The following is a 23,738-nucleotide window of genomic DNA, read 5'->3' as shown; positions in this document are numbered from 1 at the left end:
GCGCCCAGACATATATTGCGTTTGCTGTCTAGCTGCACTTTTTCTTTATTCTTCCTCTTTTCCTGCTTTTTCTACGACTTTTTTTAGTTTTCTTTCAAATTCTGTCCTTGGAAATAATACGCTGGTTCCACACCCTAAACATTTAATACGTATATCTGCCCCCATACGAATGATTTTCCAGTATTTCGATTTATGACAAGGGTGTTCTTTTTTCATTTCTACAATATCATTTAAATCATAGTCATGCTGTATCATATTTACATCTCCTGTTTTTTTCCTTCTCTTTTATAATAAGATTCCCATGTATTTTCCAAAAGCATCGCAATCGTCATCGGACCAACCCCTTTTGGAACTGGTGTAATATAAGACGTTTTAGGTTCTACTTCCTGAAAATCCACATCTCCGCATAGTTTGTTATGTTCATCACGATTAATTCCCACATCAATGACAATCGCACCTTCTTTTATCCAGTTTGCCTTTACAAGACGAGGACTTCCTACTGATACGATCAAAATATCTGCCTGTGAGGTTATTTCTTCAATATGTTCTGTACGTGAATGACAAATTGTCACGGTCGCATGCTTATTTAACAACAGCTGAGCAACCGGTTTTCCAACAATATTGCTTCTTCCAATCACAACTGCTTTTTTCCCGCTTAAATCACTTAGCCCAATGGATTCTAATAAACGAAGGATTCCTTTTGGTGTACAAGAAAGAAAACCATCTTCCTGAAGCAGTAATTTTCCAACATTCACAGGATGAAAACCATCAACATCTTTTTCTGGATCAATTGCCTGTAAAACTTTGCTTTCATCAATATGCTTAGGCAAAGGAAGCTGTACCAAAATACCATCCACACTATCATCTTTGTTTAAGTTTTCCACAACTTCCAATAGTTTTTCTTCACGAATATTTTCCTCAAAGCGAAGAAGTTCATTTTCCATGCCAATTTCTTTACATGCTTTCTCTTTTCCTGTCACATAAGAAACACTGGCAACATTATTTCCAACCAGCACAACAACCAGCTTTGGCAAACGCTTCCCTTCTTTTTTTAATCGATCCAAGTCTTTTTTTAAATCATCTTTGACTGTTTTCGCAACTTCATTTCCATAAATGATTTTTCCCATGCTTTCCTCCTATAACTCATCACTATCTAAAAGAATAGTAACCGGTCCATCATTTAACAGTTCTACTTTCATATCTGCACCAAATTCTCCTGTTTCCACATGGATTCCATAGTTTCTTAATTCTTCATTAAACGCTTCATAAAGTGCATTTGCCTGTTCTCCTTTAGCCGCCTTTACAAAGCTAGGTCTTCTGCCTTTTTTACAATCTGCATAAAGGGTAAACTGACTAATAGAAAGAATATCTCCCTGTACATCTTCTAAAGAAAGGTTCATTTTTCCTTCTTCATCTTCAAATATACGAAGTCCTGCACATTTTTTTGCGACTTTTTGAATCGTTTCCAATGTATCATCCTGTGTAATTCCCACAAGAAGCATAAACCCTTTTTCTATTTTTCCAATACATGCATCATTTACTTTTACCTGTGCATATTTGACTCTTTGTAAAACAACTCGCATACATTTGTCCTCTATTAATAACTTAAAATTTCAACACCATGCTCTGTCACAAGCAGCTGATGTTCCCATTGTGCAGATAATTTTCCATCCTGTGTATAAGAAGTCCATCCATTATCTTCATCAATATATAAATGATAATCTCCTTCATTGATCATTGGTTCAATCGTAAATACCATACCAGGTGCTAAAATCATGCCTTTTCCTTTTAAACCAACATGTGGCACAATAGGATCTTCGTGGAATTCTTTCCCAATCCCATGTCCTGCAAAATCAATGACAACACTGTATCCGTTTTTATGTGCATGTTCTTGAATTGCAGCACCAATATCTCCTAAATGCCCCCATGGTTTTACAGCTTTAATACCAATTTCCAAACATTCTTTTGTGACTTCTACTAATCGTTTTGCCTCTTCACTTACGTTTCCTATCATAAACATACGAGATGCATCAGAGAAATATCCATGATAAATCGTAGAAACATCTACATTTACGATATCTCCTTCTTTTAAAATAATATTTTCATCTGGTATTCCATGACACACTTCATCATTTACAGAAGTACAGCAGCTTTTCGGGAACCCCTGATAATTCAAAGGTGCAGGAATTGCCCCATGAGATACCGTATAATCATATACCAGCTGATCAATATCTGCCGTACTCATCCCTGCATGAATATGCTTTGCGACATGATCCAATACTCCTGTATTGATTTTTGCGCTTTTCTTAATTCCGATAATATCTTTTTCATTTTTTATCAGCTCTCGACTTGGCATAATATTTTTTTCTCTTGCCAGCTTTGCATATTTTTCATCAAATTTTTCATGACATTGTTTATATTTTTTTCCACTGCCACACCAGCACTGTGTATTTCTTCCCATTTCCATCGTTTATTACCTCTTTTCTAACATTATAAGTATACCATACTACATTTCTTATAAATCCATGATTTTCTCAAAAAAAGCAAGACATCCATCTTCTTTATAGGATGGTGTTATCATATCTGCATATTGTTTACATAATGCACTTCCATTTTCTAATGTAGCACCAAAAACACTTTCCTGAATCATTAACGCATCACTGTTTCCATCCCCAATTGCGGCAGCTTCATCAAAAGATAAGTGAACAGAAGTCATCAGCTTCTGCAGACCTTCTTTTTTCCCACATCCCTTTTTTACGATATCCAATACTGTATCTGTGCTTCTAACAACCACATAAGGATACTTTGACTCAATATTTTCTTTTAAAACAGGATAAGCTATATCTATTTTTTCCTTATTAGAAGAAACCATGCATTTTGATATTTCTTTATCCACATGTTCCTGTGGTCTTGTGGTAATCATAAAATCAATATCACAATTGAAGTGATCCTGATAAAATCCTGTACTAAATCCAGAAGCCACCATACAGGAAGGCTGTGCAATCCCAAAATCCACTCCTTCTTTTCTACACAAATTCCACATTTCAAACGCATCTTCCTTTTGAATTCCTTCACAAAACAGCATTTTCTTATGTTTCATATCATAAGCATAAGTGCCATTACTGGAAAGAATATATCCGCCATATTTGTCCATTTCAATCTGATAGGCTAAAGGAAGAACCCCTTGAAAAATACGTGCAGATGCAAGAATGATGAGAATTCCCTTTTCCTGTAAATCAATCATTTTCTGTTTTACTTGCTCACTAACATATAAGCCCCCTCCAGGTGCCATTAAAGTTCCATCTATATCACAAATTACCGTTTTTATGTGCATTTGTATCATCTCCATGCTTAACATCATAACATAAAACAAAGATGAAAAAAAGAGATGAAACAAACCCTGCAAATCTGTTTTCCTACAAAGAATCCATGCTTTTTTCTTTAAAATTTATAAAGCATACGTACTTCTTTTTATTCGTTATAATTTCCAATTCAAAAAGAGATACATCATCTTTATGCATCTCCTTTTTGTTTATTTAAAATGATCAATATATTTGCTTTGTATACATACGATATTATCCAATTTTTTCTTTTAACTTATCAATGCACCAGTTTGCCCACTTGATTTCATTTTGATAATACATAAAGCCATAGGTCATCGTCATCCCCCAATAAAAAGATTCATTCTCTTTTTGGATGGCTTTTTCAAACTCTGGAATTTTGTTGATATCATCATTCATGGCATCTATAACATCCGAGCATTCTCGTATATATTTTTCCAGCAAGCGCATAGTTTGATCTACATCAATCTCACTGGAGAAAAAGATTTTCATCAACAAAGGATTTTTATATTTCATGATTTCACTAAGATCGGCATCTGCCAGCCAATGGTGAAGTTCAACCTTTCCCTCTTCCGTAATATGGAAGACTTTCTTATTTGGTTTATCACTTTGATATACGATTTCTGAATCAACCCAATGATGTTTCATTAAAGTATTTAGTTCTTTATAAATTTGAGATGTTTGCGCATACCAGAAAAACGCAATCGAAGATTTAAAATATCGGTCGATATCATATCCAGTCATATCAGCATAATTCAAAAGACCTAAAATTGCATGTTTTAAAGGCATAAGTTACCTCCTTTGGTAATATTCTACTATTAGAATAACAAATTATCAGTCAAAATGCAAGTTTTCAATGTAAACGCATACAGATAGATTGCTTATAACTGTATATCTATAGATTGATGCAAAAAAGGTCAGTAACCATACGGTAAACTGACCTTTTTCCTATAAAATATTTTTAATTATTCAGCTTTTCCAAAAGAACCGAATTCTTTCATCATAGAAATTACTTTTGCTGTGATTGCTTCTGCACCTGGTTTTAACAGTTTACGTGGATCGTATCCTTTACCTTCGTTGTCTTTACCAGCTTCGATGTATTTACGAGTAGCTGCAGCAAATTCTAACTGTAATTCAGTGTTTACGTTGATTTTAGAAACACCTAAAGAGATAGCTTTTGCGATCTGATCAGCAGGGATTCCTGAACCACCATGTAATACTAATGGTTTACCATTTGTTACTGCCTGAATTTCTTCTAGACGATCAAAGCTTAATCCTTTCCAGTCAGCAGGGTATTTACCATGGATATTTCCGATACCAGCTGCTAGGAAGTCTACACCTAATTCAGCGATTGTTTTACATTCCTGAGGATCAGCTAATTCACCAGCAGATACGACACCGTCTTCTTCTCCACCGATTCCACCAACTTCACACTCAATTGACAATCCTTTAGAGTGAGCTAGTTCGATCATTTCTTTTGATTTTTCTAAGTTTTCTTCGAATGCATAGTGAGAACCATCAAACATTACAGAAGTAAATCCTGCTTCGATAGCTGCTTTTGCACCATCATAAGAACCATGATCAAGGTGTAATGCTACAGGTACAGTAATTCCCATTGCATCGTGAACTTCTTTAACCATAGCTGCTACAGTTTTGAATCCACACATATATTTAGCTGCACCTTCAGATACTCCTAACATAACTGGAGATTTTGCTTCTTCAGCTGCTGCTAAAATAGCTTTTGTCCATTCCAAGTTGTTGATGTTGAAAGCACCGATTGCATAATGCCCTTCGTGAGCTTTGTTAATCATTTCAGTTGCTGATACTAACATTTTCAATTCCTCCTTGTTGTATACTAAATACATTATTATTCTACTTCATTTTCGCCTTTTTGAAAAGTAAAAACGTTCACAATTTCACAAAAGGCATAAGAAAAAGATGGACAATGTCCATCTTAAAACTCTTCTGATGTTTCTTTTTCAGATTCTTCCTCTTCATCAAAATCAGAAGCATCTTCATTATCTTCATCAATTAGAATATCGCTTGTATCAACAACTACTTCATGATACGTATGACGTTCTCTTAAATCCCATTTATTATCTTTTACACATACAAAACGATCATCAAGAGATAAATCACTGTACAACTGCGCGATATTATCTTCTTCCTGTTGTTTTGTGAAACCCGCAATTTGGCATACTTCATTCCAAAGTTCGATAAAGGTCAATGCTTTATCCTTACTTGATAAAATATCATAAGCTACGTCAATCATTGCTTTTTTCATGTATATTAATTCCTCCTACATTTTTTCAATGGCTTCAACACCAACTAAATTTAAAGCATTTTTCAAAGTAATTTTTGTTGCTTTCAACAGTGCTAAACGCTGTGCTGACAATTCTTCCTGCTGTGGATCAATAACTTTACAAGCATTATAGAAACTGTGGAAATACTGTGCTAGTTTCTGAATGTAGTTGCACACCTTATGCGGTGCTCTTGTTTTTGCCGCATCGCTTACTACATTTGTAAATTCATTGATATATTTCATTAAAGAAATTTCTTTTTCATGTGTTAACAGTTCATAAGACTGCGCTTCCTTAAATTCTGGAGCCTGACGAAGAATTGAACAAATACGTGCATGTGCATATTGCGCATAGTATACAGGATTGTCATTGCTTTGTTTTCTGGCAAGGCCCAAATCAAAATCAAAGTGTGTATCTACTGCACGCTGAACAAAGAAGTAACGAACAGCATCAACGCCTACTTCCTCGCATAATTCACGAATCGTAACTGCGTTTCCTAAACGCTTGCTCATTTTTACTTCTTCCCCATTTTCTACAAGACGAACCATCTGGATAATATCTACCTGCAATTTATCAGGATCATTTCCTAATGCTTCAATACTAGCTTTTAAACGAGGGATATATCCATGGTGATCTGCTCCAAGCAAATCTACAAGCAAATCAAATCCACGGTCTAACTTATCCTTATGATATGCAATATCCGGCACTAAGTATGTATAAGAACCATCTGTTTTTCTTAATACACGATCTTTATCATCACCAAATTTTGTTGTCGCAAACCATAAAGCTCCATCCTGCTCATAACTTAATCCTTTTTCTGCAAGAACATCTAAAGCTTTTTCTACTTTACCATCATCACGAATTTTCTGCTCACTGCTCCATACATCAAAATGCACACGGAAGTTATCCAGGTCTTTGCGGATTTTCGCAAGTTCAAATTCAATTCCTTTTTCCTTGAAGAATTTTAAGTTTTCTTCTGTTTCCTCTACATAGCGGTCTTTATATTCTTCTGCAAGTTCAATGGCAATCTTTTTAACATCTTCTCCATGGTATCCATCTTCAGGCAACACAAAAGAAAGACCTAAATGTTCACGATAACGTGCCTGTAAAGATTTTCCCAGATTCACGATTTGATTTCCTGCATCATTTACATAATATTCACGCGTAACATCATAGCCGCTTGCTTTCATCAAACGTGTAATAGAATCTCCCCATGCAGCCCCACGTGCATGTCCAAGATGCAAATCACCTGTTGGATTCGCAGAAACATATTCTACATTCACTTTCAATCCATTTCCTGAATTGTTTGTTCCATAAGCATCCCCTTCTTCAAGAACACGTGAAATAACTTGTGCCAAAGACGTACTTTTAATTTTAAAGTTAATAAACCCTGGTCCTGCGATTTCACAGGATTCAATAGAAGCACTATCCTTGTCTAATGCTTCCAAAATAGCTTCTGCAATTTTTCGAGGGTTATTCTTTAAAGTTCTAGTCAGCTGCATTGCGACATTTGTAGAATAATCCCCATGACTTTTATCCTTTGGAATTTCAATAACAATCTCCTCTGGAGCCAATTCAACATCAAAAGATACTTTTACTGCATTAGCCAACGCCTGTTTCAAGGCTGTTTCAATCTGATTCATGAATACATATCCTCCTTCACATTCCATATAATACGATAGCCATCGCTTACTTCTCCCTCAATAAGAATGTCGTATTCAATGGCAATAATACTATCTTTTCTAATATACTTATGCGTATAGACCTGTAAATCAATCGTACCAAACTCTGAGCGAACAAATCCTTTTGTCGTCTTATTCGGAAGAAAAGAAAGACTTGTACACATTTCTTTGCTTGTTCTTTCAATCTTTAGACTTGAATCTGCTGCACATACCGATACTTTTGTATGCCCATCTTCTTCTTTATATTCCAAGCGCATCTCTTCATGTTCCTTATAATATATAGCATATCCGTCAAACATGACATTTCGCTCATTTGTATAAAGATGTTTCTGTTTTACATTTACATATTTTTTCATGTCTTCACCACATTCGTTTAGCATTATAGCAGAATTTATATTCTCTGCAACCTTTTTTTCATTAAAAAAATAAATTTTTTATGTTCCTATTTTTCATTTTTCCTAAATACATACCACGAAAGTATTTTATTCAAAAAATATATTCCACTTTTATAATATAAATATCATAAAGAAATATTCTAATTTTAGAATATAAATTTCATCAAAATCGATGTTTATAATCTAATTTTTCTATCAAAAGAATCTCTTTTTTTACATAAATTTTAAATACTCTTCCTTATATTATATATATAGCAATTATTCCTAACTTTTTAATGATCTAATTTTTATAAAATCTTTCCTTATATTATATATGTCGAAAAAACCAATACTCTATTCTACTATTATCAAGTGATTTCACTATAATCCATTAATATTATATTCTAATTTTATAATATAATATTTCTTTCCATTTTCTTCTGTTGCAAGTCTTCTCTTCTTCTTTTTCCTTTTTCTTCAGTTTAAAATTCTTATTCATGTTCACACTATGAATAATGAGGTGTTATTCTTGAAAAAAGTTAGAAAGATTATTTTATGGTGTTTTTTCTTTTTGTTGACATTATTTTTGGCAGTATATGCCTATGCTTTTTTCGATCGGCTTTCTTTGGAGGAAGAACGAAAAAACATAACAATTTATGACAATGATTCCTCTGTTATTTATGAATCTAATTTTAAAAAAAATTTATCATGGACTCCAATTGAAGAAATACCCGACTTTCTACAGGATGCCTTTGTCGCTGTAGAGGACAAGCGTTTTTATTATCATCCCGGCTTTGATCCCATTCGTATCAGCAAAGCTCTTATCACAAATTTAGCACATGGAGAAATTGTTCAAGGCGGTTCTACCATCACGCAGCAATATGCTAAAAATTTATTTTTGACAAATGAGCAGACCTTTTCCAGAAAAATTGAAGAACTTCTATATGCTGCAAGACTGGAAATGCAATACAGCAAAAAAGATATTTTAGAAGGCTATCTGAATACCATTTACTTTGGGCATGGAATATATGGAGTTGCCAGTGCTTCAGAATTCTTTTTTGGCAAAGACATGAAAGATTTAAGCATCGCTCAAACAGCCATGCTTGTTGGTATTCCAAATGGTCCTTCACTTTACTCCCCTTATGTCAATGAAGAACATGCGAAAAAACGACAAGACCTAATTTTATCCGTATTAGAACATAATCACCTTATAACCACGAAACAAATGCAGGAAGCACAAGCAGAAGAGCTTGCTTATGTCGATCACAGCAATGATGAAGACCCTTCTATCAACCAATACTACATAAATGCAGTTTTGGAAGAATTAAACAAAATGGATATCTCACTTGATCAGGAAATTCAGATACATACGTATTATCAGGAAGATGTTCAGCGCTCTTTAAACAATGCCATTCGTAAAAATATGCCAAAAGACAGTGAATTAGAAACTGCAGCTATTATTACACAGCCATTTAGCGGTGGTGTCATGGCCTTATCTGGAGGAAAAGACTACACACTGTCGCAGTATAATCGTGCTATACATTCTTCCCGTCAAGTCGCTAGTACCATAAAGCCTCTTTTGTATTATGATGCACTTCAACAGGGATTTACTCCCTCTACACAATTTTTATCACAAAAAACAACTTTTCAGCTTCCTAATCAAGAACCATACTCACCAAGTAATTATGGCAATTTATATGCAAATGCAAATATTTCTATGATCAATGCATTATCCTTAAGCGATAATATCTATGCGGTAAAAACACATTTATTTCTTGGAGAAGAAACACTGCACAATTCCCTTTTGAAGTTTGGCATTACCCAATCACAGCCTACACCAAGTGAAGCACTTGGAACTGTTAGTATGAATCTTATGGAACTTTCTAGAATTTACATGGCACTTGCTTCGGAAGGGTTGTATGTACAGCCATCCTTAATTCGCTCCATCAATACAAATGAAGAAGTACTATATGAACATGAAAAAGATATAAAACCACTTCTTGATCGTGATGATTGTTTAATTATTTCGCAAATGTTAACAAGCACCTACGACATCAAAAATAAAGGCTATACATTTCCAAGCATGTATGGCTATGAACCGAATATAAAAATGGCAATAAAATCTGGTACGAGTGATTGGGATTCGCTGGTTATGGCATATAACCCAGAATATATATTCAGCATTTGGTGTGGCTTTGATGACAATCGAATTCTTGAAAAGAAATATTATAGTTCCAGCAAGGAAATCTTTAAAGATACCATGAACGCATTGTATGAAAAAAAGGAAGGTCCCTGGTATCAGCCAAGCAACAATATCATCGAAAAAAAAGTAGATCCAGTTAGTGGTTTTCCTTCCTCTAACGGTTCTGTCTATTGGTACAGGAATAAGTAGAAGATTTGTTCATATTTTCTGTACAAAACCATGAAATTTCTAAAAAAAAGCAAAAAAAAATAAATTTTTTCTAAATTTTTTAAAATGAGCTAAAAGCCTATGAATATCAACTCTCAGACAATTATTTACTTCCAGCTTTGCCTTCAAATGAGCGTAACTGAGCCATTTTTAGGTTGCACGATTAAAAAGTCTTTGTTACAATGGTCGTGTTGATGTCGAGGTGATTACATGAATTTTATCGAAAAGAACACGAAAAAAGTTGCACTTATTCTGTCTTTGGCGACATGTGCTTGCGCTGTGACAACAGTATATGCGGCATCTAATTCTGATGGATGGCATAATGGCGTATACAAAGAAAACGGAAAAATTAAAACGGAATGGTTGATTCTGGATGAAGGTACTTACTACTTAGACGAAAATGGAAAAGCAGTTACCGGATGGAAAGAAATCAACAACGATACATATTTCTTCAATGCTGAAGGGTTAAAGGTTACTGGAAAAACTGTTATCGATGGACATGAATATACATTCCAGAAATCAGGAAAACTTTTAACAGGATGGCAAGACGATCACACAAGATATTATTCTACTTATGGTACACCATTAACTGGTTTACAGAATATTGATGGTGCTACTTATAATTTCTCAGAAGATGGTTTCATCCAGAAGGGATGGTCAACTTTAAAAGGGAAAAAAGTTTACTTTAAAGAAGATGGTTCTCTAGCAACTGGTGCAACAAAAATCAATGGGAAAAAATATAATTTTGCGAAAGACGGTTCATTCAAAACTGGATGGCAGAAAGTCGGAAAGAAAAAACAGTATTATTCTTCTACTGGATATTTAACAAAAGGGTGGAAGAAAATCGATGGAGAAAAATATTACTTTGATTCTAAAGGTTACATGGTAACTGGATGGAAAACAATCAGTGGCGATAAATACTATTTCGAAAGCAATGGTACTGCTGTTACTGATACAAAAGATTACAAAGGATATGACTTCGATAAAGATGGTGTTGCGACTAAACACGTAACAAGATCTTATTCAAATTCAAGTTCAAATTCTTCTTCAAGTTATGTTGGTGGAAACTATAACCCTTCTGGTTCTGCTGGAAATTCTGGTGCTGCTTCTATTGCAATGGGATATGTTGGTGGAAATTATGTATGGGGAGGAGCTACTCCTTCTGGATTTGACTGCTCTGGTCTAATCTATTATGCATACGGACAGGCTGGTGTAAGTGTTCCTCGTTCTGGATATGGACAGGCTGGTGTTGGTTCTGCTGTATCTTACAACAACATGAAGTCAGGTGATATCATTGTATGGGATGGTGGAAGCCACGTATCTATCTACATTGGTGGAGGACAGATGGTTCATGCTGCTAATCCTAGTCAGGGTGTTATCGTAAGTAATGTAAACACTTGGGCTTCTTACGGACAATCAATTACAGGAATTCGTAGACCATAAGACGAGAAATTCTCGTCTTTTTTTATTTATTATTTTTGCCCTATCCTAAATCCATGATTTTATCCATTTTAAGAGCATTTAACAGCTTTATTAGTTATTTACAATAAAAAGTCATAATCACTCTGATATAAGCTTAAAACATACATTAACAGTCACTTATAAAATCTTTCGTAAACTCATTTATCTTTTCATACACCCTATCTGTATTATCAAATCAATACTTCCTCAACACAAAAAAAGGTACGATATTCGTACCTTAAACAGTTATATTTCTATAATATTTCCTTTTTTATCTGCCAAAATAACACTCATATTCAAACTATTTTTTACTGCACTTGGTATTTCACTCCACTGTCTTCGATAAGATAGTGAATCATTAAATGCGATACTATAATGAATCTTTGTATCATCAATATATTTTAATGCTTCACTTAATTTTACCGGCAGCGTCTGTTTTCTTCCTCTTTTTATACCTTGTACATTAATGATCCATTTATTTTCGTCATGATGTGCTTCAATGACATCTTTTCGATCTTCAAATTCCCATCCATTCTCTTTTAACCATGTCTTGATCAGATTTCCTAAGTCTTCTGTATTTCGTTTCATTTTTGCTTTTCTTGCGGCTAGTTTTTCCTCTTCACTTTTCGCAGGTCTGCCTCGTTTCTTTTCTGGAAACATTCTTCCCCTTGTTTCTAAATCATTCAAATGAAAACATATAGTAAGATGAGAACCAAAACCCGTCATCCCTTTTGGTTTTTGTAAGATTTCATCTCCTTCTAACATCATTTTATACAATGCCTGACAACAAGTTGGCATTGTCGCATGGTTTGGAGAAACCAATGCATGTAACTTTTTAGAATTGATTTCCAATGTTTCCTTCCCCTGTTTCAATGCACTTTCTTTCATTTCCTTAATTACTTCCAAGTAATCTTTAATTCCTGGTCCCTTCATAATAACTCACTCCTTCTATGCCTACATTGTAAATGTTTCTATTTGTCGAAATCACACGCTTTATGACAGATGTGTAAAAAAACAGAAAAAAGAAGGTATAATAAGAGTAGGAAGTGATACATATGAGAAAAACTATATTCAAAAAAATACTAACCGTTTTAGATCAAATTGAACTGCAGGGCGTTACCCTGCATGATACCCCTTTGCGTGTATATGAAGAATTAGTGAATGACTATGCGGGTTATAAACTTTCACAAGTAAAAGAAGGAGTTGATTTCTTATATGAGAAACAAGTGTTAAAAGAAGGAAAAAATGGAATTGATTTAAATCCTGCACCAACCATCTATGCGAAAAGCAATCAAAATTCCTCTCTAGAGGCCCTTTCTTTAATGGAAACCTTTATTCTGGATCCTGCAGTATATAGTTTTTATAAGGAACAAGCCGTACAGAATTTGCCAGTCACGATAGAAGAACTGCAAAATCGTATTTCTTCAGAAATCGTTCATCTATTCTTGCAGACAGAACTTTTCGAACACACACAAAACGGAGTTTGCTTTCAACCCAAATTATTAAGCTATATAAGAGACATTTTAAACGAATATGATACAAGTACTCCTCCACTTATTTCCACAACTGTAACAGCTTTATTTGCCGCAAGCATCGTAGCACATGAAGATTTACGTATTGATTATAAAAACACAAAGTTAAAAATGATTGATTATCAATGGAAAGATACCATCTTAAACATCATACCTAGAAAAGGGATTCCTCATGACAGGGATGAAACAAAGGCACTGCAGGCTTTTTATAAAGATACTCTATTTCATGAATTTGACCACGCCTGCCCATTATGTGCTATCAATATCCCTCATATGTTAATTGCATCCCATATCAAGCCTTTTAGAGATTGTGCACATATTTATGAAGCAATTGACCACAATAATGGACTTTTGTTATGTAGAAATCATGACTACTTATTTGACCAGGGATATTTTACTTTCGATGAAAACGGATATATCCTTCTTTCTAAACAATTATTAGAAAAAGAAGATTTAAACACCTCCTATGCCATCCAAAAAAACTATCGTCTTCCTGAACAATATCTAACAAAAGAAAGAAAGCTTTTTTTACAATATCACAAAGAACATATTTTTCTTGATTCCTTGTTATTTTTAAAAAAGAAAGTTAAATAAGTGAAATGGTTCATGCATTGTGTGCATGAACCATTTTTATCTTGCAAATAAAAATCTCATAGACTATTCTCCATGAGACTAATCGTTATCATTTTCATTTTTAGATGGCAACTTAAAAATCTGTTCCCCAGGCTTACTAAGCATATATTTTCCGCGAGAATAACGAACAACATAGTTAGGATCTTCTAATTTCTTTTTCTTCTCTTTCAAATCATTTTGCTGATTCTCTAAATCATTGATCATACTTTCTGAATTTGAAATTTCTTTTTTCAATTTTAATGTTGTCACAAAATCTTCTCCTGCCATATAAATCAAAAAGCAAGATACAAAAATAACAAGAAGACTAAAGAAAGAGCGAATAGGATGTTTTTTCTTCTTTTTTCTTTTTACGACATTTCCGTTGTTTTCTGGCATCTTTTCTCCTCCTTCTTGCTTTTTTACGCAACTCTATTATAGCAACTATTCTAGATTTTACAAGGTTTACTTTCTTAAGAATTGTTACCATTTTATACCTGCAATCATACGCCACTTTAAAAAAGAATGGCATATATAACATGTAATATATAAGTAAACCAGCAACAAAAAAGAGTGGAAAATACAGACTGAACCTTCCCCCATTCACAAGAAACAGTCCCCAAAACAGAAAAGATGTAAAAAGAAGATGATAGAAAACAACAATACACCCCTTTAAAAAAGAAAGTCTATTCCCTTTCACAAAAACCGTTATAAAACTATAGATAAACCCATATCCCCATCCTGCCAAAAGAAAATATAAAATCCCCTGTATCTGTTGAGGTAAAAGCATTATTTAAATATTTTAGACATAAAAGATTCTTTTGGAGAACCTTTTTTATTTGATACATAAGAAAGATTTTCGATAAGTCCTTTAATTACTACATCGCCACGTTCTGTATCTAGTTTTCCAAGTGTTAGATCCTTTCCCTGCACCAGCATCCATCCCTGTGCTGTTTCCATTAAAAATTCACTGGAATCAAAACTATCAATCTGTTTTACTCCTGTAAGCTCCATAATTTTACGATCCTTTATCACAACATTATGATAAGGATTTGTTTCAAATCGCAGTGGATTACTTATAGAATCTTCCATATATTTCCTCCTTCCTTCTAACTGTATGTAAAAGAAAAAAAGAATAGAACTTAAAGAAGCTTCAACTGATGAATTTTTTTATCTTTACGAATCGTTATGCGATCCGTATCCTCAATATGACCTATCAATACAGAACTATATGGATCATGTAGTTTTATTCGCTGTGTAATTGTCTTGTCATTATAATTTGCATAACAATATAAACACTCATGTCCACAGCAATTATAATCTCCTATATCTACCGTTTCCATACAGCCACACTCTTTGCGTACACCCTTTCCATCACGTAAACGATATCCTACTAATTTCTCCATCTTTTCTTTATCTATACATAACCCTTTTTCTATTCCATATGCAGATAAATCAACTTCTTCTGCACATGTTTTTACAGGTATGTGATACCGTTTACCAATCTTACCTAAATGCTTGCCTAATGTATGCATATCATCTAGTTTTATTTCTTTTAGCTTCATAACATCTGCATGTTTCTTTGTATTTTTATACATATCTACAAAAGAAATAATCACATGATCGATATACCCCTGTAATTCGCTGCACAATTTTTCAAATGCCTTGATATGATAAGCAATTGTATAATGTTCACTTAATAAAATAGGATCATAGCGAACAATCACTTTATCTTTCCCAATCTTCTCTGAGAGTTTTTTTATTCCCTCTATGATTTTGGTTTTATCCGGCACATGTCTTTCAATATCTTTGTGGTATGCTGTTAACGTAATATGAAAAAGAAATGGAAATGGAATTTCATCTAAACGTGAAAGCATAGGAAGTGGATTTTTGGTACAAAATAAGATTGCATCAATATTTTTCTCATCTAAAAAGATACGGCTGATCTGATGAGGGTCATAAGGGTTTCTAACATCGACATACCCTTCCTTTAATCGTTGAAAAAACCATGGTGTATAAAAGGCTGGAATATCACAGCGGCCGCTTACAAACAAGATCATAGAAGTCCTCCTAAAAAAAATTTTATTTTTAGCACTCTACTATTGACAGTGCTAAAAATAAGATTATAATAGTAAATGTAATCAGGGGATACCTGATGGAAATGGATTTCATAAAGTTAACGGCTGCTTGAAACAACAACCGCGAGGAAAGTAGAAAGTAGAGGCGATAAGTATGAAATTCTATCCTAGAAGCAACAGTTTTTTTGAAGATGCATTTGATGATATGTTCCGTTCACCATTCTTTACAAGCAGTAATGATATGTGTATGAAAACAGATATCACAGAAAAAGATGGAAATTATTTATTAGACATGGAGCTTCCTGGATGTCGTAAGGAAGATATTCACCTAGAATTAAATGATGGATATTTAAATATCAGTGCTGCTCGAAATAGCACACAGGAAGAAAAAGACAACAAAGGAAATATCATTCGTCAGGAACGTTACAGTGGCAGTTTCTCACGTAGTTTCTATGTTGGAGAAAACATTAAAGAAGAAGATATCCGCGCAAGCTATGACAATGGAGAATTAAAGATTACATTCCCTAAAGAAGTTGAAAAAGTTCCTGAAAGAAAAACTATTATGATTGAATAAGATTCATAAACCAGAGGTAGTAAGCTTCTGGTTTTTTTTATATTTTAATAACGATTACAGTATACTGCTTTTCTAATGAATTACAATATTCTATCTTTATATCTGATTTTCTAGAGTAATCTCTGTGACAATAACAATTTAATATGCATTCCTTGTTATTGAATAGCATCTTCTTAATATAGCTATTATCTTCCTCGGTATTCACTTTTAATGATTTCAAACATATCTTCTGGGCTTTCTTGACAACCATTGTTTAGCCACATTTTAATAATCTGATTTATACCACTTTTAAAAAATTCCATATGATATTCAATGAATTTCCCTTGAAAATGTTCTTCGGCCTGCTGTCTATCATATGTGATTATTTTATATTGATTGTCATACCCTAGTTTAAAATAAGTTCGATAAAAAATTTGATTTTCTTTAATATGCTGAAATAGCTTTAAATAATTATTACTGTTAAAACCAACCGTTCTTTCTTCTTTATACAGTTCCATCATATTTTGTTCTAACTTATCTCGTATAGAATCTGCCAGTGCGTATATATCCATATAATTTGCGTAAAAAGTAGTACGATTCAGACCTGCCTTTTTACAAATATCTGATACACTGATTTTATCCAATTCTTTTATTTGAAGCAGGTCAAGAAATACTTTTTCAATTTTCTCGATAGACTCTTTTCTTCGTTTGTTATTTGGTGTGTTCATAAATAACTCCTTTATCTCAACATTTCCACAAGAATTGATGATTGTTCTCACATTCCTAAGTACATTATAATATAAGCGCATTAAGACAACAACTGTTGATTTAATCTAAGATTGGAGGTAATCTCAATGAAAAAAAGTAGTTTTGCAGCAATGGTACTAGGAACTGTAAGCTTAATGCTGTTTGCATTAGGAATGTGTATGGCACTTATTCCTGAATGGGATGCATTTAAGCCAGGAATTGTTTTTGGTTGTCTTGGACTGGTTCTTCTGTTAATGACACTAATTATATGGAGAAGAATGGAACACAAACAGCCTATCCACATATCAATGAAACTGGTGGTTACAGTTATTATTGGCGTAATCGGCACATTGACTCTAGGCGTTGGAATGTGTTTCAGCATGGTTTGGGGAAATATGGTACAAGGAATCATAATCGGTTTTATAGGCATTATTATCTTAATACTACTCATTCCAGTAACGAAAGGAATTAAATAATGAAAATAATCAGTCTGTCTTTTTTTGATATAAGTAAAAAAGCTAAAATCCGACATTATTTCATTAACAAATCTAGCCATAGAATTGTTATTTCAGCTATGTTTTCCTTGATTATAAATCTTTTCTATGCATTATATCATGGAATACTAGGCATTCGTACATTATCTCTGTGGTTTCTTGTTATGTTTGTCTATTATACAATTTTGGCAGTTACTAGATTTTCTGCGGTATTATGCAGTTATCAGAATAGGACGGTATATTTTCTAGACACAGAATATTTTGTTATGAAAATATCGGGGATACTTTTAATGATGTTAAGCTTGATTTTAATTGCTATCATTTATATCAGTATGTCGCAGAATATAGTAACAAAATATAATGAGATTACAATGATTACAATAGCTACCTATACTTTTACAAAAATCACAACAGCTATTGTGAAAGCAGTAAAGCAAAAAGAAAGTCATTCGCCATTTTTAACAGTTATTCTTAATATCAGTTATGCAGAAGTTGCTGTATCTGTTTTGAATTTACAGCGTTCCATGATTGCAACTTTTGGAGAAATGTCAAGTGCAGATATTATAAATAGGTTAACAGGTGCATTTGTCTGTTTCTTTGTCTTGTTTTTGGGTGTTTCAATGTTAAAAAAATGTAAGTATAGAAAGGAAAATCAATATGGCAAAATCAAAAATTATAAAAGCAAATGAAAAAATCGCAGAAAAAGTTACTTCTGGATTTCAAAAAGTAAGTGACACCGTTGTAAGCGGATATTTAAAAATAGAAGATAAGTTTGTAGACCAGTATTTAACAAAAGAAGGCGAGTCTGTCGAGGAGGCAAAAAAACGTATCCACAAAGAACAGGAAGAAAAAAAGGGCTCTGCGTCCAACAAAAGATAGGATGATAAAAGATAAAAATAAAGTTCGTACAAAATATATCATTTGTACGGGCTTTTTTCTAATCCTTTTTCTAAAACGCAAATTAAAATACCATGAAGGGTATGAACAATGCTGTTGTAAACTTGCATAATTCATCCCCTGGCTGCAAAGGATAAAGGATTCCTCATTACTAAAATCAGAGTGAAACAATCATATTCCTTGAATGAAAAAAGGGAGATGCACAGATGTTTTGTGCTATCTCCCATATTCCATTTAGTGCCATATCAAAGCTCATTCAATTGTGGTACGTTCATGATAAAATAATTTTTTATATTTCAACACGCCTGAAAACATACTATTTATACGGACAATTGCAAATATGATATAAAATTTTATAACCAAGACTATAATTTATAAACAACATCTGCGCTTTCAGCAACTTCATTGGAATGTGTTACGATAATCACACAGCAGTTTTCTTTATGTGCCAATTCTAAAAATATTTGCATTATATCTTTTTGTGTTTCAGAGTCTAAATTTCCTGTTGGTTCATCTGCCAAAAGAATAGCTGGATTACAGGAAAGAGCTCTTGCAATAGCGACACGCTGCTGTTGCCCACCGGATAATTTTAAAATACGACGATTAGATTCTTCTTCTCCAATAGATACTTTTTCAAGTAGTTCCATTGCTGTTTTCTTTTTATTATTGTACTTTTTTCCCGAAATATCCATAGAAAGGATTACATTTTCAATTGCAGTTAATTTTGGCAGCAGATTAAAGCTTTGAAAAATAACACCAATATCATGACTTCTATATCTATAGTGATCAAGACCAGAAATATCTTTACCATCAAGTAAAATCTTCCCTTTTGTTGGGCTAGCTAGTCCAGATAACAATGATAACAACGTTGTTTTTCCTCTGCCTGATTTTCCTGTAATCGCATATACTTTTCCTTTTTCAAATTGAAAGGAAATATCTTTTAAAACCTCTTTACTCTTTTTCTCATACGAATATGAAACATTATTTAATTCCAATACACACATATGGATCCTCCTAATCTCTGCTATTTAATATTTTCAATGGATCATACCTCATAATAAAAATCAAAGCAGTTCCCCCTGATATAATGGTTAAAAGAATTCCTATACCCATCATTTCAAGAATCACTTTTACATTCGTCGCAGAGGAAACACTGTCAATATAATCGTATGTTCCCTGTAGAAATGGATTTTTATGTTCTTGTTTATCCATCTGCCCTATATCTTTTGAACCTGGCTGCATATCTCCTTGCTCTCCAGCCATCTCTCTGCCAAAACTCTGGTCACTTTGCTGTTGCGATGTTTCTTCTATCTGATTTTTCAGCAGCGCATTGGTAATTGAAACAGAGGAAACAGCACCTCCTGAAGCTCCAATAAATAAAGCTAAAAAAGTTACTATCAATGCTTCTATTAAAAACTGAATAGATACTTTCCATTTTTTCATGCCTATAGCTGTTAATACACCAATTTCATATTTTCTTTCTCGAATGGAAAAGATATGCAGCACAACAAGAATGGAAGCTCCAATGACTAAAATTATCAATAAGAAATATCCTGCATATTGGCTTAAACTTTGTAATGGCTTAAGACTTTCTTCATAAGATAATACATCTGCTGAGGAAATCGTATACGCATCTGACAGTCCCATATTTTTTGCTTCTTCTTGAAATTTTTCATATGCATCTACTGTGGAAAATACATAGGTTCCATTTAACATGGAACGAATTTCCGTCGTTGTAACTAGTCCATTACTATCCGTTTCTGTATCTGCATTCTCTTTTGAATTTTCAATAATTCCCTTTAATGTTTCATAACTTGTATAAATTTGATTGGAACTATCTGCCCCAGGCATAAACCCACCCATGATTCCAATGGAAGAATCTTCTGATGTTTCTTTTTCATAAATTCCACTGATTGTTAATTTATAGGTTTCATCTTCGTTATTTGGATTAGATAATGTTATCTTATCTCCTACTGAAAGATCATTATAAGATGCTAATTCCGCACTAATTACACAAGTACTATCATTTGTTGCTGACGCAAACATTTTTCCTTCTGTTATTGTACTTGTTCCATCAATAAAATCTGTCATAGCAGAATCTGAACTATACCCTGTAATTGTAAAATCTCCCTGCACTCCGAAATTTCCACCTTTGAAAGAACCAGGCTGTGAGGACCCTGCATTCTGCTTATCATCTTGCATATTTTCTGACATATTTATGGCATCTATAGATTCTCCATTTAATGATGCAGACATAGAGTAATAAAAATCAGATACACTTTTTGCTTTCGCATAAACTTCTAATTCTTCCAAAGATAACTCCTTTGTTGCTTCCAGGGCACTTTGGCGATCTTCTTTATTTTGCATTCCTTCCATCATTGCTTGTCTGTCAACACCAATCTGTGCAGTTACACTTAATCCTTCTTTTGCACTATCCGCTGCTTTCTTAGAAGCAGACTGAATAGATAAAGAAATACATGCTGCAAAGGAAATAATAAACACAATACTTCCAATTAAAATATTTCTTCCTTTTGAGCGTGTAATACTTTTCCATGCGTTTTTTATAATATACATAAAACCCTCCTAAAAAATAAGTATGAAACTGTTTTACTCTGAAAAATAAAAATCTGTAAAAGTATACTTATATACGCGATATATATACTGATCGCTTAATTTCATTTTAAATTGCTGGATTAAATTCCCATCTGCATCATATTCTCCAAAAACACCCTTCATACCAGAGTCTATAATAAGATTGCCATCATACTCTTGAACACTGCTTACATACGGAGAAAATGGAACTTCAAATGATTGTACCAAGGTGTACGTATTATTATTTTCATCTACCTTGTATTTATAAAAATAAGAAGCTTTGCTATCATCATCTACGGTTGCTGATGTTTCTATTCCATCAATATGATTCCAGTCATATGATGGGTTTGTAGAACTCTTTCCAAAATTATTATTAAACATATACAAATAATATTCTCCTGCATCTAGCGTATCATCTTTCACATAGGTTATAGAATGCTGACCTCCCGTGTTTGAAAATGATTGACTGCTTTCATCCTTTTCTAATAATAAATCCTTGTATTCTGTATTTTCCCAGAAACTTTCTTCACCAATCATATACTTCACTTGAGGATTCTCATAAAGATCATCAATAAAGATAATCGTAGATATCTCTCTTGAACTTAATAATACTTGTCCATTTCCTAGCCACTGTATCGTGTTGATATGCATCCAGTCCATTTCCTCATCATCTTCACTAACACATTGCTCCTTATAACTTTTAAAACAATCTTCTAAATCTAACACATGGCTAACTTCACCTGTTTTTGTGTCAATTTTAATAATTTGATCCTCTACTGTGTTTTTTTCTGTATCTGTTGCTAAAACCAAAAGATTTCCATCATCATCAAATACATAATCATGATGCAGATTATATTGTCCTGTATCATACACTTTTTCTACTTTCCCTAATGTATTTACTGCCGCCATCTTATTTGTTGAGATACTATAATACATGAGTCCATCTTGAAATAATAGCCTGTGACTTCGATACCCAATTAAAGGAACTTCACCTCTTATGACTCCAGCATTATCGTAATAATACATAAAATCTTTTTCTTCACTATCATTTCCTAAAATGACATAAAGCCCATCGGTTACATAATCCTTCGTTTGTGATGCTTTTGTATTCTCTAACTGGACTTCTTCCTTTCCTAAAAGACTTCCCATTTTATGAGTATAGGAATATGTTTTCTTTGTTCCGTTTTCTTTTTCTAATGTAAAAGTTATCGTATTCTTCTGCTCTGGCAGCAAACCTATGACCTGAAATTCATGTTTTGTACTATAATCTGATTCACTAGCTGGTTTCCCTTCAAAATTAGGAATTGATGTATCTTGTACAGAAATCTCATAAGAAACAGACACAGCTTCTTTACTTGTAAAGTATACATATAGTGATAACGTATTTGTACCATAAGGATTTTCTATAATAAGCATATTATCTTCTGTATAGTTTCCTTTATTTTTTTTGTTTTCCAATTCCTCTTCCACTTCGTCTTGATAAGAGGATGTATAAATCGTACTGGCACTCGTTATATTTGATTCAGATGCTTCTAAAATATGACTATTTAAAAGCACCAGACCAGACAATAGCACGCAGCATCCTCCTGTCAAAAATAAAATTAGCAGCTTAATTTTTTCTCTTTTCGTATTTTGCATATCACACCTCATTTATCTTTTCGTATTTTTTTATTTCATCATTTACTGCATCAATGATTTAATCAAATCTAAAACTTGAGAAATAGGGATTGCATATCCGATTCCCTCTACATCTGTAGAAGAAATCTTTGCAGTATTAATTCCAATCAATTTTCCATCCATATCAATTAATGCACCTCCACTATTCCCTGGATTGATGGCAGCATCTGTTTGAATATATCCTATAGATGTTGATGAAGTATCATTTAATTCTGAGTTTCTAAAAAGACTTTCACTACTATCCTTAGTTTCATTATGCATTGTTCGATTAACGGCACTTACAATACCTGTAGTAACCGATTGTCCATATCCTAATGCATTACCAATTGCCACAACCTGTTCCCCTACCTGTAAAGCATTAGAATCACCTATTTCCATGACATTTAACTGTGATTTTGTAGAATCTGATAACGTAGAACTATCAACCTTTATAACTGCCAAATCAATATTCTCATCATATCCGCATAAAAATGCTTCGTATGTTTCATCATCAATAAAAGTGACAGAAAGATTCGTTGCACCCTCTACCACATGATAATTCGTTACCATATAAATTTGAGAATCATCTTCATAAAGAATAATTCCTGATCCACAGCTTACGGATTGTTGTATTTGAGAATTTGGAAATCCCTGAGATCTACCCATCCAATTTCCAAAATAATTTTTTACTTCCTGAACGGAAACATTTGTAACAGATACAACACTAGATAAACTGGAAGATGCAATATCCGTAACATTTAAACTATTTGTACTTGAAGATTTATTTGTAGATACATTTAACATATGCAAAGAATTTGTATTTTCAAATGATTGTTTCATTAAAATACTTGTTCCATAATTGCTTACAGCAGAAACTATTCCAAAAAGAATCGCCATTAAAAACAGAAAACTTATTCTTTTTCCTCTATTTCGTTTTCGTATACTTGATAAATCTTGATGTACATCTTCATGTGATTTTTGAATCAAAATATTTTTCGTCTCTTTACACATA

27 protein-coding genes are annotated in these 23,738 nt (G+C 33.3%); 7 read left to right on the top strand and 20 right to left on the bottom strand.

The annotated features are described in order from the left end of the window. Nucleotides 1-45: 45 nt before the first annotated feature. The 10 genes from A9CBEGH2_RS10910 to A9CBEGH2_RS10865 form a co-directional block, all read right to left on the bottom strand. Entirely contained in the window at nt 46-255 is a 210-nt protein-coding gene (locus A9CBEGH2_RS10910) for a DUF951 domain-containing protein (protein ID WP_115715891.1), read from the bottom strand. Between the two features lie 2 nt (nt 256-257). Continuing rightward, complete coding sequence (folD, locus tag A9CBEGH2_RS10905) at nt 258-1,127, bottom strand: bifunctional methylenetetrahydrofolate dehydrogenase/methenyltetrahydrofolate cyclohydrolase FolD (RefSeq protein ID WP_118276986.1); 870 nt, start codon at nt 1,125-1,127, stop codon at nt 258-260. Between the two features lie 9 nt (nt 1,128-1,136). Beyond that, on the bottom strand, nt 1,137-1,583 hold the full coding sequence (dtd, locus tag A9CBEGH2_RS10900) for a D-aminoacyl-tRNA deacylase (RefSeq protein WP_118276987.1): 447 nt from the start codon (nt 1,581-1,583) through the stop codon (nt 1,137-1,139). 14 nt (nt 1,584-1,597) lie between these two features. After that, nucleotides 1,598-2,467: a methionyl aminopeptidase gene (locus A9CBEGH2_RS10895; RefSeq protein WP_118276988.1), complete on the bottom strand. Its 870-nt coding sequence runs from the start codon at nt 2,465-2,467 to the stop codon at nt 1,598-1,600. A gap of 48 nt (nt 2,468-2,515) precedes the next feature. Further along, the gene (locus A9CBEGH2_RS10890) at nt 2,516-3,334 is read right to left on the bottom strand and encodes an HAD-IIB family hydrolase (protein ID WP_163104783.1); all 819 of its coding nucleotides are present in this window, start codon (nt 3,332-3,334) and stop codon (nt 2,516-2,518) included. Between the two features lie 241 nt (nt 3,335-3,575). Continuing rightward, nucleotides 3,576-4,130 carry a PadR family transcriptional regulator gene (locus tag A9CBEGH2_RS10885; protein ID WP_118276990.1) on the bottom strand — a complete coding sequence of 185 codons (555 nt, stop codon included), beginning with the start codon at nt 4,128-4,130 and terminating at the stop codon, nt 3,576-3,578. 176 nt (nt 4,131-4,306) lie between these two features. Then, complete coding sequence (gene fba, locus A9CBEGH2_RS10880; protein ID WP_115715922.1) at nt 4,307-5,173, bottom strand: class II fructose-1,6-bisphosphate aldolase; 867 nt, start codon at nt 5,171-5,173, stop codon at nt 4,307-4,309. A 122-nt stretch (nt 5,174-5,295) separates the two neighbouring features. After that, nucleotides 5,296-5,625 carry a DNA-directed RNA polymerase subunit delta gene (gene rpoE, locus A9CBEGH2_RS10875; RefSeq protein WP_115715923.1) on the bottom strand — a complete coding sequence of 110 codons (330 nt, stop codon included), beginning with the start codon at nt 5,623-5,625 and terminating at the stop codon, nt 5,296-5,298. A 15-nt stretch (nt 5,626-5,640) separates the two neighbouring features. Further along, nucleotides 5,641-7,284, bottom strand: a complete 1,644-nt coding sequence (argS, locus tag A9CBEGH2_RS10870; protein ID WP_163104781.1) for an arginine--tRNA ligase — start codon at nt 7,282-7,284, stop codon at nt 5,641-5,643. Continuing rightward, complete coding sequence (locus A9CBEGH2_RS10865; RefSeq protein ID WP_232057280.1) at nt 7,281-7,679, bottom strand: DUF1934 family protein; 399 nt, start codon at nt 7,677-7,679, stop codon at nt 7,281-7,283. The genes argS and A9CBEGH2_RS10865 overlap by 4 nt, the downstream gene beginning before the upstream one ends. A 538-nt stretch (nt 7,680-8,217) precedes the next feature. Here A9CBEGH2_RS10865 and A9CBEGH2_RS10860 point away from each other — a divergent pair. Then, nucleotides 8,218-10,089 carry a transglycosylase domain-containing protein gene (locus tag A9CBEGH2_RS10860; RefSeq protein WP_232057340.1) on the top strand — a complete coding sequence of 624 codons (1,872 nt, stop codon included), beginning with the start codon at nt 8,218-8,220 and terminating at the stop codon, nt 10,087-10,089. A 228-nt stretch (nt 10,090-10,317) separates the two neighbouring features. Then, nucleotides 10,318-11,550 (top strand): C40 family peptidase, encoded by a 1,233-nt coding sequence (locus tag A9CBEGH2_RS10855; RefSeq protein WP_163104777.1) that lies wholly within the window; start codon nt 10,318-10,320, stop codon nt 11,548-11,550. Between the two features lie 264 nt (nt 11,551-11,814). Here A9CBEGH2_RS10855 and A9CBEGH2_RS10850 read toward each other — a convergent pair whose 3' ends face one another. Beyond that, complete coding sequence (locus A9CBEGH2_RS10850; protein WP_115715928.1) at nt 11,815-12,501, bottom strand: AT hook domain-containing protein; 687 nt, start codon at nt 12,499-12,501, stop codon at nt 11,815-11,817. 122 nt (nt 12,502-12,623) lie between these two features. On the opposite strand from A9CBEGH2_RS10850, the gene A9CBEGH2_RS10845 reads away from it, so the two are divergent. After that, entirely contained in the window at nt 12,624-13,694 is a 1,071-nt protein-coding gene (locus tag A9CBEGH2_RS10845) for an HNH endonuclease (protein WP_163104775.1), read from the top strand. A gap of 78 nt (nt 13,695-13,772) precedes the next feature. Here the strand turns inward: A9CBEGH2_RS10845 and A9CBEGH2_RS10840 are convergent, their stop codons facing one another. The 4 genes from A9CBEGH2_RS10840 to A9CBEGH2_RS10830 are packed head-to-tail and all read right to left on the bottom strand — an operon-like array spanning nt 13,773 to nt 15,769. Further along, nucleotides 13,773-14,108, bottom strand: coding sequence for a septum formation initiator family protein (locus A9CBEGH2_RS10840; RefSeq protein WP_115715930.1), 336 nt, complete (start codon nt 14,106-14,108; stop codon nt 13,773-13,775). Next, complete coding sequence (gene yabQ, locus A9CBEGH2_RS12735) at nt 14,038-14,499, bottom strand: spore cortex biosynthesis protein YabQ (protein WP_353511645.1); 462 nt, start codon at nt 14,497-14,499, stop codon at nt 14,038-14,040. Before yabQ ends, A9CBEGH2_RS10840 begins: the two co-directional genes overlap by 71 nt. Continuing rightward, entirely contained in the window at nt 14,499-14,801 is a 303-nt protein-coding gene (gene yabP, locus A9CBEGH2_RS10835; protein ID WP_115715931.1) for a sporulation protein YabP, read from the bottom strand. Before yabP ends, yabQ begins: the two co-directional genes overlap by 1 nt. A gap of 50 nt (nt 14,802-14,851) precedes the next feature. Next, the gene (locus A9CBEGH2_RS10830) at nt 14,852-15,769 is read right to left on the bottom strand and encodes a DUF1848 domain-containing protein (protein ID WP_118276995.1); all 918 of its coding nucleotides are present in this window, start codon (nt 15,767-15,769) and stop codon (nt 14,852-14,854) included. 172 nt (nt 15,770-15,941) lie between these two features. Here A9CBEGH2_RS10830 and A9CBEGH2_RS10825 point away from each other — a divergent pair, with 172 nt between their 5' ends. Then, nucleotides 15,942-16,361, top strand: coding sequence for an Hsp20/alpha crystallin family protein (locus tag A9CBEGH2_RS10825; RefSeq protein ID WP_115715933.1), 420 nt, complete (start codon nt 15,942-15,944; stop codon nt 16,359-16,361). Nucleotides 16,362-16,546: 185 nt separating this feature from the next. On the opposite strand, the gene A9CBEGH2_RS10820 is transcribed toward A9CBEGH2_RS10825, so the two are convergent. Next, the gene (locus A9CBEGH2_RS10820) at nt 16,547-17,068 is read right to left on the bottom strand and encodes a TetR/AcrR family transcriptional regulator (RefSeq protein WP_118276996.1); all 522 of its coding nucleotides are present in this window, start codon (nt 17,066-17,068) and stop codon (nt 16,547-16,549) included. Nucleotides 17,069-17,194: 126 nt separating this feature from the next. Here A9CBEGH2_RS10820 and A9CBEGH2_RS10815 point away from each other — a divergent pair, with 126 nt between their 5' ends. The 3 genes from A9CBEGH2_RS10815 to A9CBEGH2_RS10805 are packed head-to-tail and all read left to right on the top strand — an operon-like array spanning nt 17,195 to nt 18,460. After that, nucleotides 17,195-17,563: a hypothetical protein gene (locus A9CBEGH2_RS10815; protein WP_118276997.1), complete on the top strand. Its 369-nt coding sequence runs from the start codon at nt 17,195-17,197 to the stop codon at nt 17,561-17,563. After that, on the top strand, nt 17,563-18,270 hold the full coding sequence (locus A9CBEGH2_RS10810) for a hypothetical protein (RefSeq protein WP_118276998.1): 708 nt from the start codon (nt 17,563-17,565) through the stop codon (nt 18,268-18,270). The genes A9CBEGH2_RS10815 and A9CBEGH2_RS10810 overlap by 1 nt, the downstream gene beginning before the upstream one ends. Continuing rightward, nucleotides 18,239-18,460, top strand: coding sequence for a hypothetical protein (locus A9CBEGH2_RS10805; protein ID WP_115715937.1), 222 nt, complete (start codon nt 18,239-18,241; stop codon nt 18,458-18,460). Before A9CBEGH2_RS10810 ends, A9CBEGH2_RS10805 begins: the two co-directional genes overlap by 32 nt. A gap of 383 nt (nt 18,461-18,843) precedes the next feature. Here A9CBEGH2_RS10805 and A9CBEGH2_RS10800 read toward each other — a convergent pair whose 3' ends face one another. The 4 genes from A9CBEGH2_RS10800 to A9CBEGH2_RS10785 are packed head-to-tail and all read right to left on the bottom strand — an operon-like array spanning nt 18,844 to nt 23,737. Next, complete coding sequence (locus A9CBEGH2_RS10800; protein WP_115715938.1) at nt 18,844-19,482, bottom strand: ABC transporter ATP-binding protein; 639 nt, start codon at nt 19,480-19,482, stop codon at nt 18,844-18,846. 10 nt (nt 19,483-19,492) lie between these two features. Further along, the gene (locus A9CBEGH2_RS10795; protein ID WP_118277004.1) at nt 19,493-21,052 is read right to left on the bottom strand and encodes an ABC transporter permease; all 1,560 of its coding nucleotides are present in this window, start codon (nt 21,050-21,052) and stop codon (nt 19,493-19,495) included. A gap of 33 nt (nt 21,053-21,085) precedes the next feature. Continuing rightward, complete coding sequence (locus A9CBEGH2_RS10790) at nt 21,086-22,708, bottom strand: aryl-sulfate sulfotransferase (RefSeq protein ID WP_163104773.1); 1,623 nt, start codon at nt 22,706-22,708, stop codon at nt 21,086-21,088. 42 nt (nt 22,709-22,750) lie between these two features. Then, entirely contained in the window at nt 22,751-23,737 is a 987-nt protein-coding gene (locus tag A9CBEGH2_RS10785; protein ID WP_115715941.1) for a S1C family serine protease, read from the bottom strand. Nucleotide 23,738: the final 1 nt, after the last annotated feature.

This window comes from Amedibacterium intestinale, from assembly GCF_010537335.1.
Taxonomy (GTDB): Bacteria; Bacillota_I; Bacilli_A; order Erysipelotrichales; family Erysipelotrichaceae; genus Amedibacterium; species Amedibacterium intestinale.
The sequence above is the reverse complement of the archived record's forward strand: the minus strand, read 5'-3'. Positions and strand labels throughout refer to the sequence as shown.

What these genes read in the sequence shown, in the direction of transcription:
- A9CBEGH2_RS10910 (WP_115715891.1), bottom strand. Translation starts at nt 255, where the DNA reads ATGATACAGCATGACTATGATTTAAATGATATTGTAGAAATGAAAAAA.
- folD (WP_118276986.1), bottom strand. Translation starts at nt 1,127, where the DNA reads ATGGGAAAAATCATTTATGGAAATGAAGTTGCGAAAACAGTCAAAGAT.
- dtd (WP_118276987.1), bottom strand. Translation starts at nt 1,583, where the DNA reads ATGCGAGTTGTTTTACAAAGAGTCAAATATGCACAGGTAAAAGTAAAT.
- A9CBEGH2_RS10895 (WP_118276988.1), bottom strand. Translation starts at nt 2,467, where the DNA reads ATGGAAATGGGAAGAAATACACAGTGCTGGTGTGGCAGTGGAAAAAAA.
- A9CBEGH2_RS10890 (WP_163104783.1), bottom strand. Translation starts at nt 3,334, where the DNA reads ATGCACATAAAAACGGTAATTTGTGATATAGATGGAACTTTAATGGCA.
- A9CBEGH2_RS10885 (WP_118276990.1), bottom strand. Translation starts at nt 4,130, where the DNA reads ATGCCTTTAAAACATGCAATTTTAGGTCTTTTGAATTATGCTGATATG.
- fba (WP_115715922.1), bottom strand. Translation starts at nt 5,173, where the DNA reads ATGTTAGTATCAGCAACTGAAATGATTAACAAAGCTCACGAAGGGCAT.
- rpoE (WP_115715923.1), bottom strand. Translation starts at nt 5,625, where the DNA reads ATGAAAAAAGCAATGATTGACGTAGCTTATGATATTTTATCAAGTAAG.
- argS (WP_163104781.1), bottom strand. Translation starts at nt 7,284, where the DNA reads ATGAATCAGATTGAAACAGCCTTGAAACAGGCGTTGGCTAATGCAGTA.
- A9CBEGH2_RS10865 (WP_232057280.1), bottom strand. Translation starts at nt 7,679, where the DNA reads ATGAAAAAATATGTAAATGTAAAACAGAAACATCTTTATACAAATGAG.
- A9CBEGH2_RS10855 (WP_163104777.1), top strand. Translation starts at nt 10,318, where the DNA reads ATGAATTTTATCGAAAAGAACACGAAAAAAGTTGCACTTATTCTGTCT.
- A9CBEGH2_RS10850 (WP_115715928.1), bottom strand. Translation starts at nt 12,501, where the DNA reads ATGAAGGGACCAGGAATTAAAGATTACTTGGAAGTAATTAAGGAAATG.
- A9CBEGH2_RS10845 (WP_163104775.1), top strand. Translation starts at nt 12,624, where the DNA reads ATGAGAAAAACTATATTCAAAAAAATACTAACCGTTTTAGATCAAATT.
- A9CBEGH2_RS10840 (WP_115715930.1), bottom strand. Translation starts at nt 14,108, where the DNA reads ATGCCAGAAAACAACGGAAATGTCGTAAAAAGAAAAAAGAAGAAAAAA.
- yabQ (WP_353511645.1), bottom strand. Translation starts at nt 14,499, where the DNA reads ATGCTTTTACCTCAACAGATACAGGGGATTTTATATTTTCTTTTGGCA.
- yabP (WP_115715931.1), bottom strand. Translation starts at nt 14,801, where the DNA reads ATGGAAGATTCTATAAGTAATCCACTGCGATTTGAAACAAATCCTTAT.
- A9CBEGH2_RS10830 (WP_118276995.1), bottom strand. Translation starts at nt 15,769, where the DNA reads ATGATCTTGTTTGTAAGCGGCCGCTGTGATATTCCAGCCTTTTATACA.
- A9CBEGH2_RS10825 (WP_115715933.1), top strand. Translation starts at nt 15,942, where the DNA reads ATGAAATTCTATCCTAGAAGCAACAGTTTTTTTGAAGATGCATTTGAT.
- A9CBEGH2_RS10820 (WP_118276996.1), bottom strand. Translation starts at nt 17,068, where the DNA reads ATGAACACACCAAATAACAAACGAAGAAAAGAGTCTATCGAGAAAATT.
- A9CBEGH2_RS10815 (WP_118276997.1), top strand. Translation starts at nt 17,195, where the DNA reads ATGAAAAAAAGTAGTTTTGCAGCAATGGTACTAGGAACTGTAAGCTTA.
- A9CBEGH2_RS10810 (WP_118276998.1), top strand. Translation starts at nt 17,563, where the DNA reads ATGAAAATAATCAGTCTGTCTTTTTTTGATATAAGTAAAAAAGCTAAA.
- A9CBEGH2_RS10805 (WP_115715937.1), top strand. Translation starts at nt 18,239, where the DNA reads ATGGCAAAATCAAAAATTATAAAAGCAAATGAAAAAATCGCAGAAAAA.
- A9CBEGH2_RS10800 (WP_115715938.1), bottom strand. Translation starts at nt 19,482, where the DNA reads ATGTGTGTATTGGAATTAAATAATGTTTCATATTCGTATGAGAAAAAG.
- A9CBEGH2_RS10795 (WP_118277004.1), bottom strand. Translation starts at nt 21,052, where the DNA reads ATGTATATTATAAAAAACGCATGGAAAAGTATTACACGCTCAAAAGGA.
- A9CBEGH2_RS10790 (WP_163104773.1), bottom strand. Translation starts at nt 22,708, where the DNA reads ATGCAAAATACGAAAAGAGAAAAAATTAAGCTGCTAATTTTATTTTTG.
- A9CBEGH2_RS10785 (WP_115715941.1), bottom strand. Translation starts at nt 23,737, where the DNA reads ATGTGTAAAGAGACGAAAAATATTTTGATTCAAAAATCACATGAAGAT.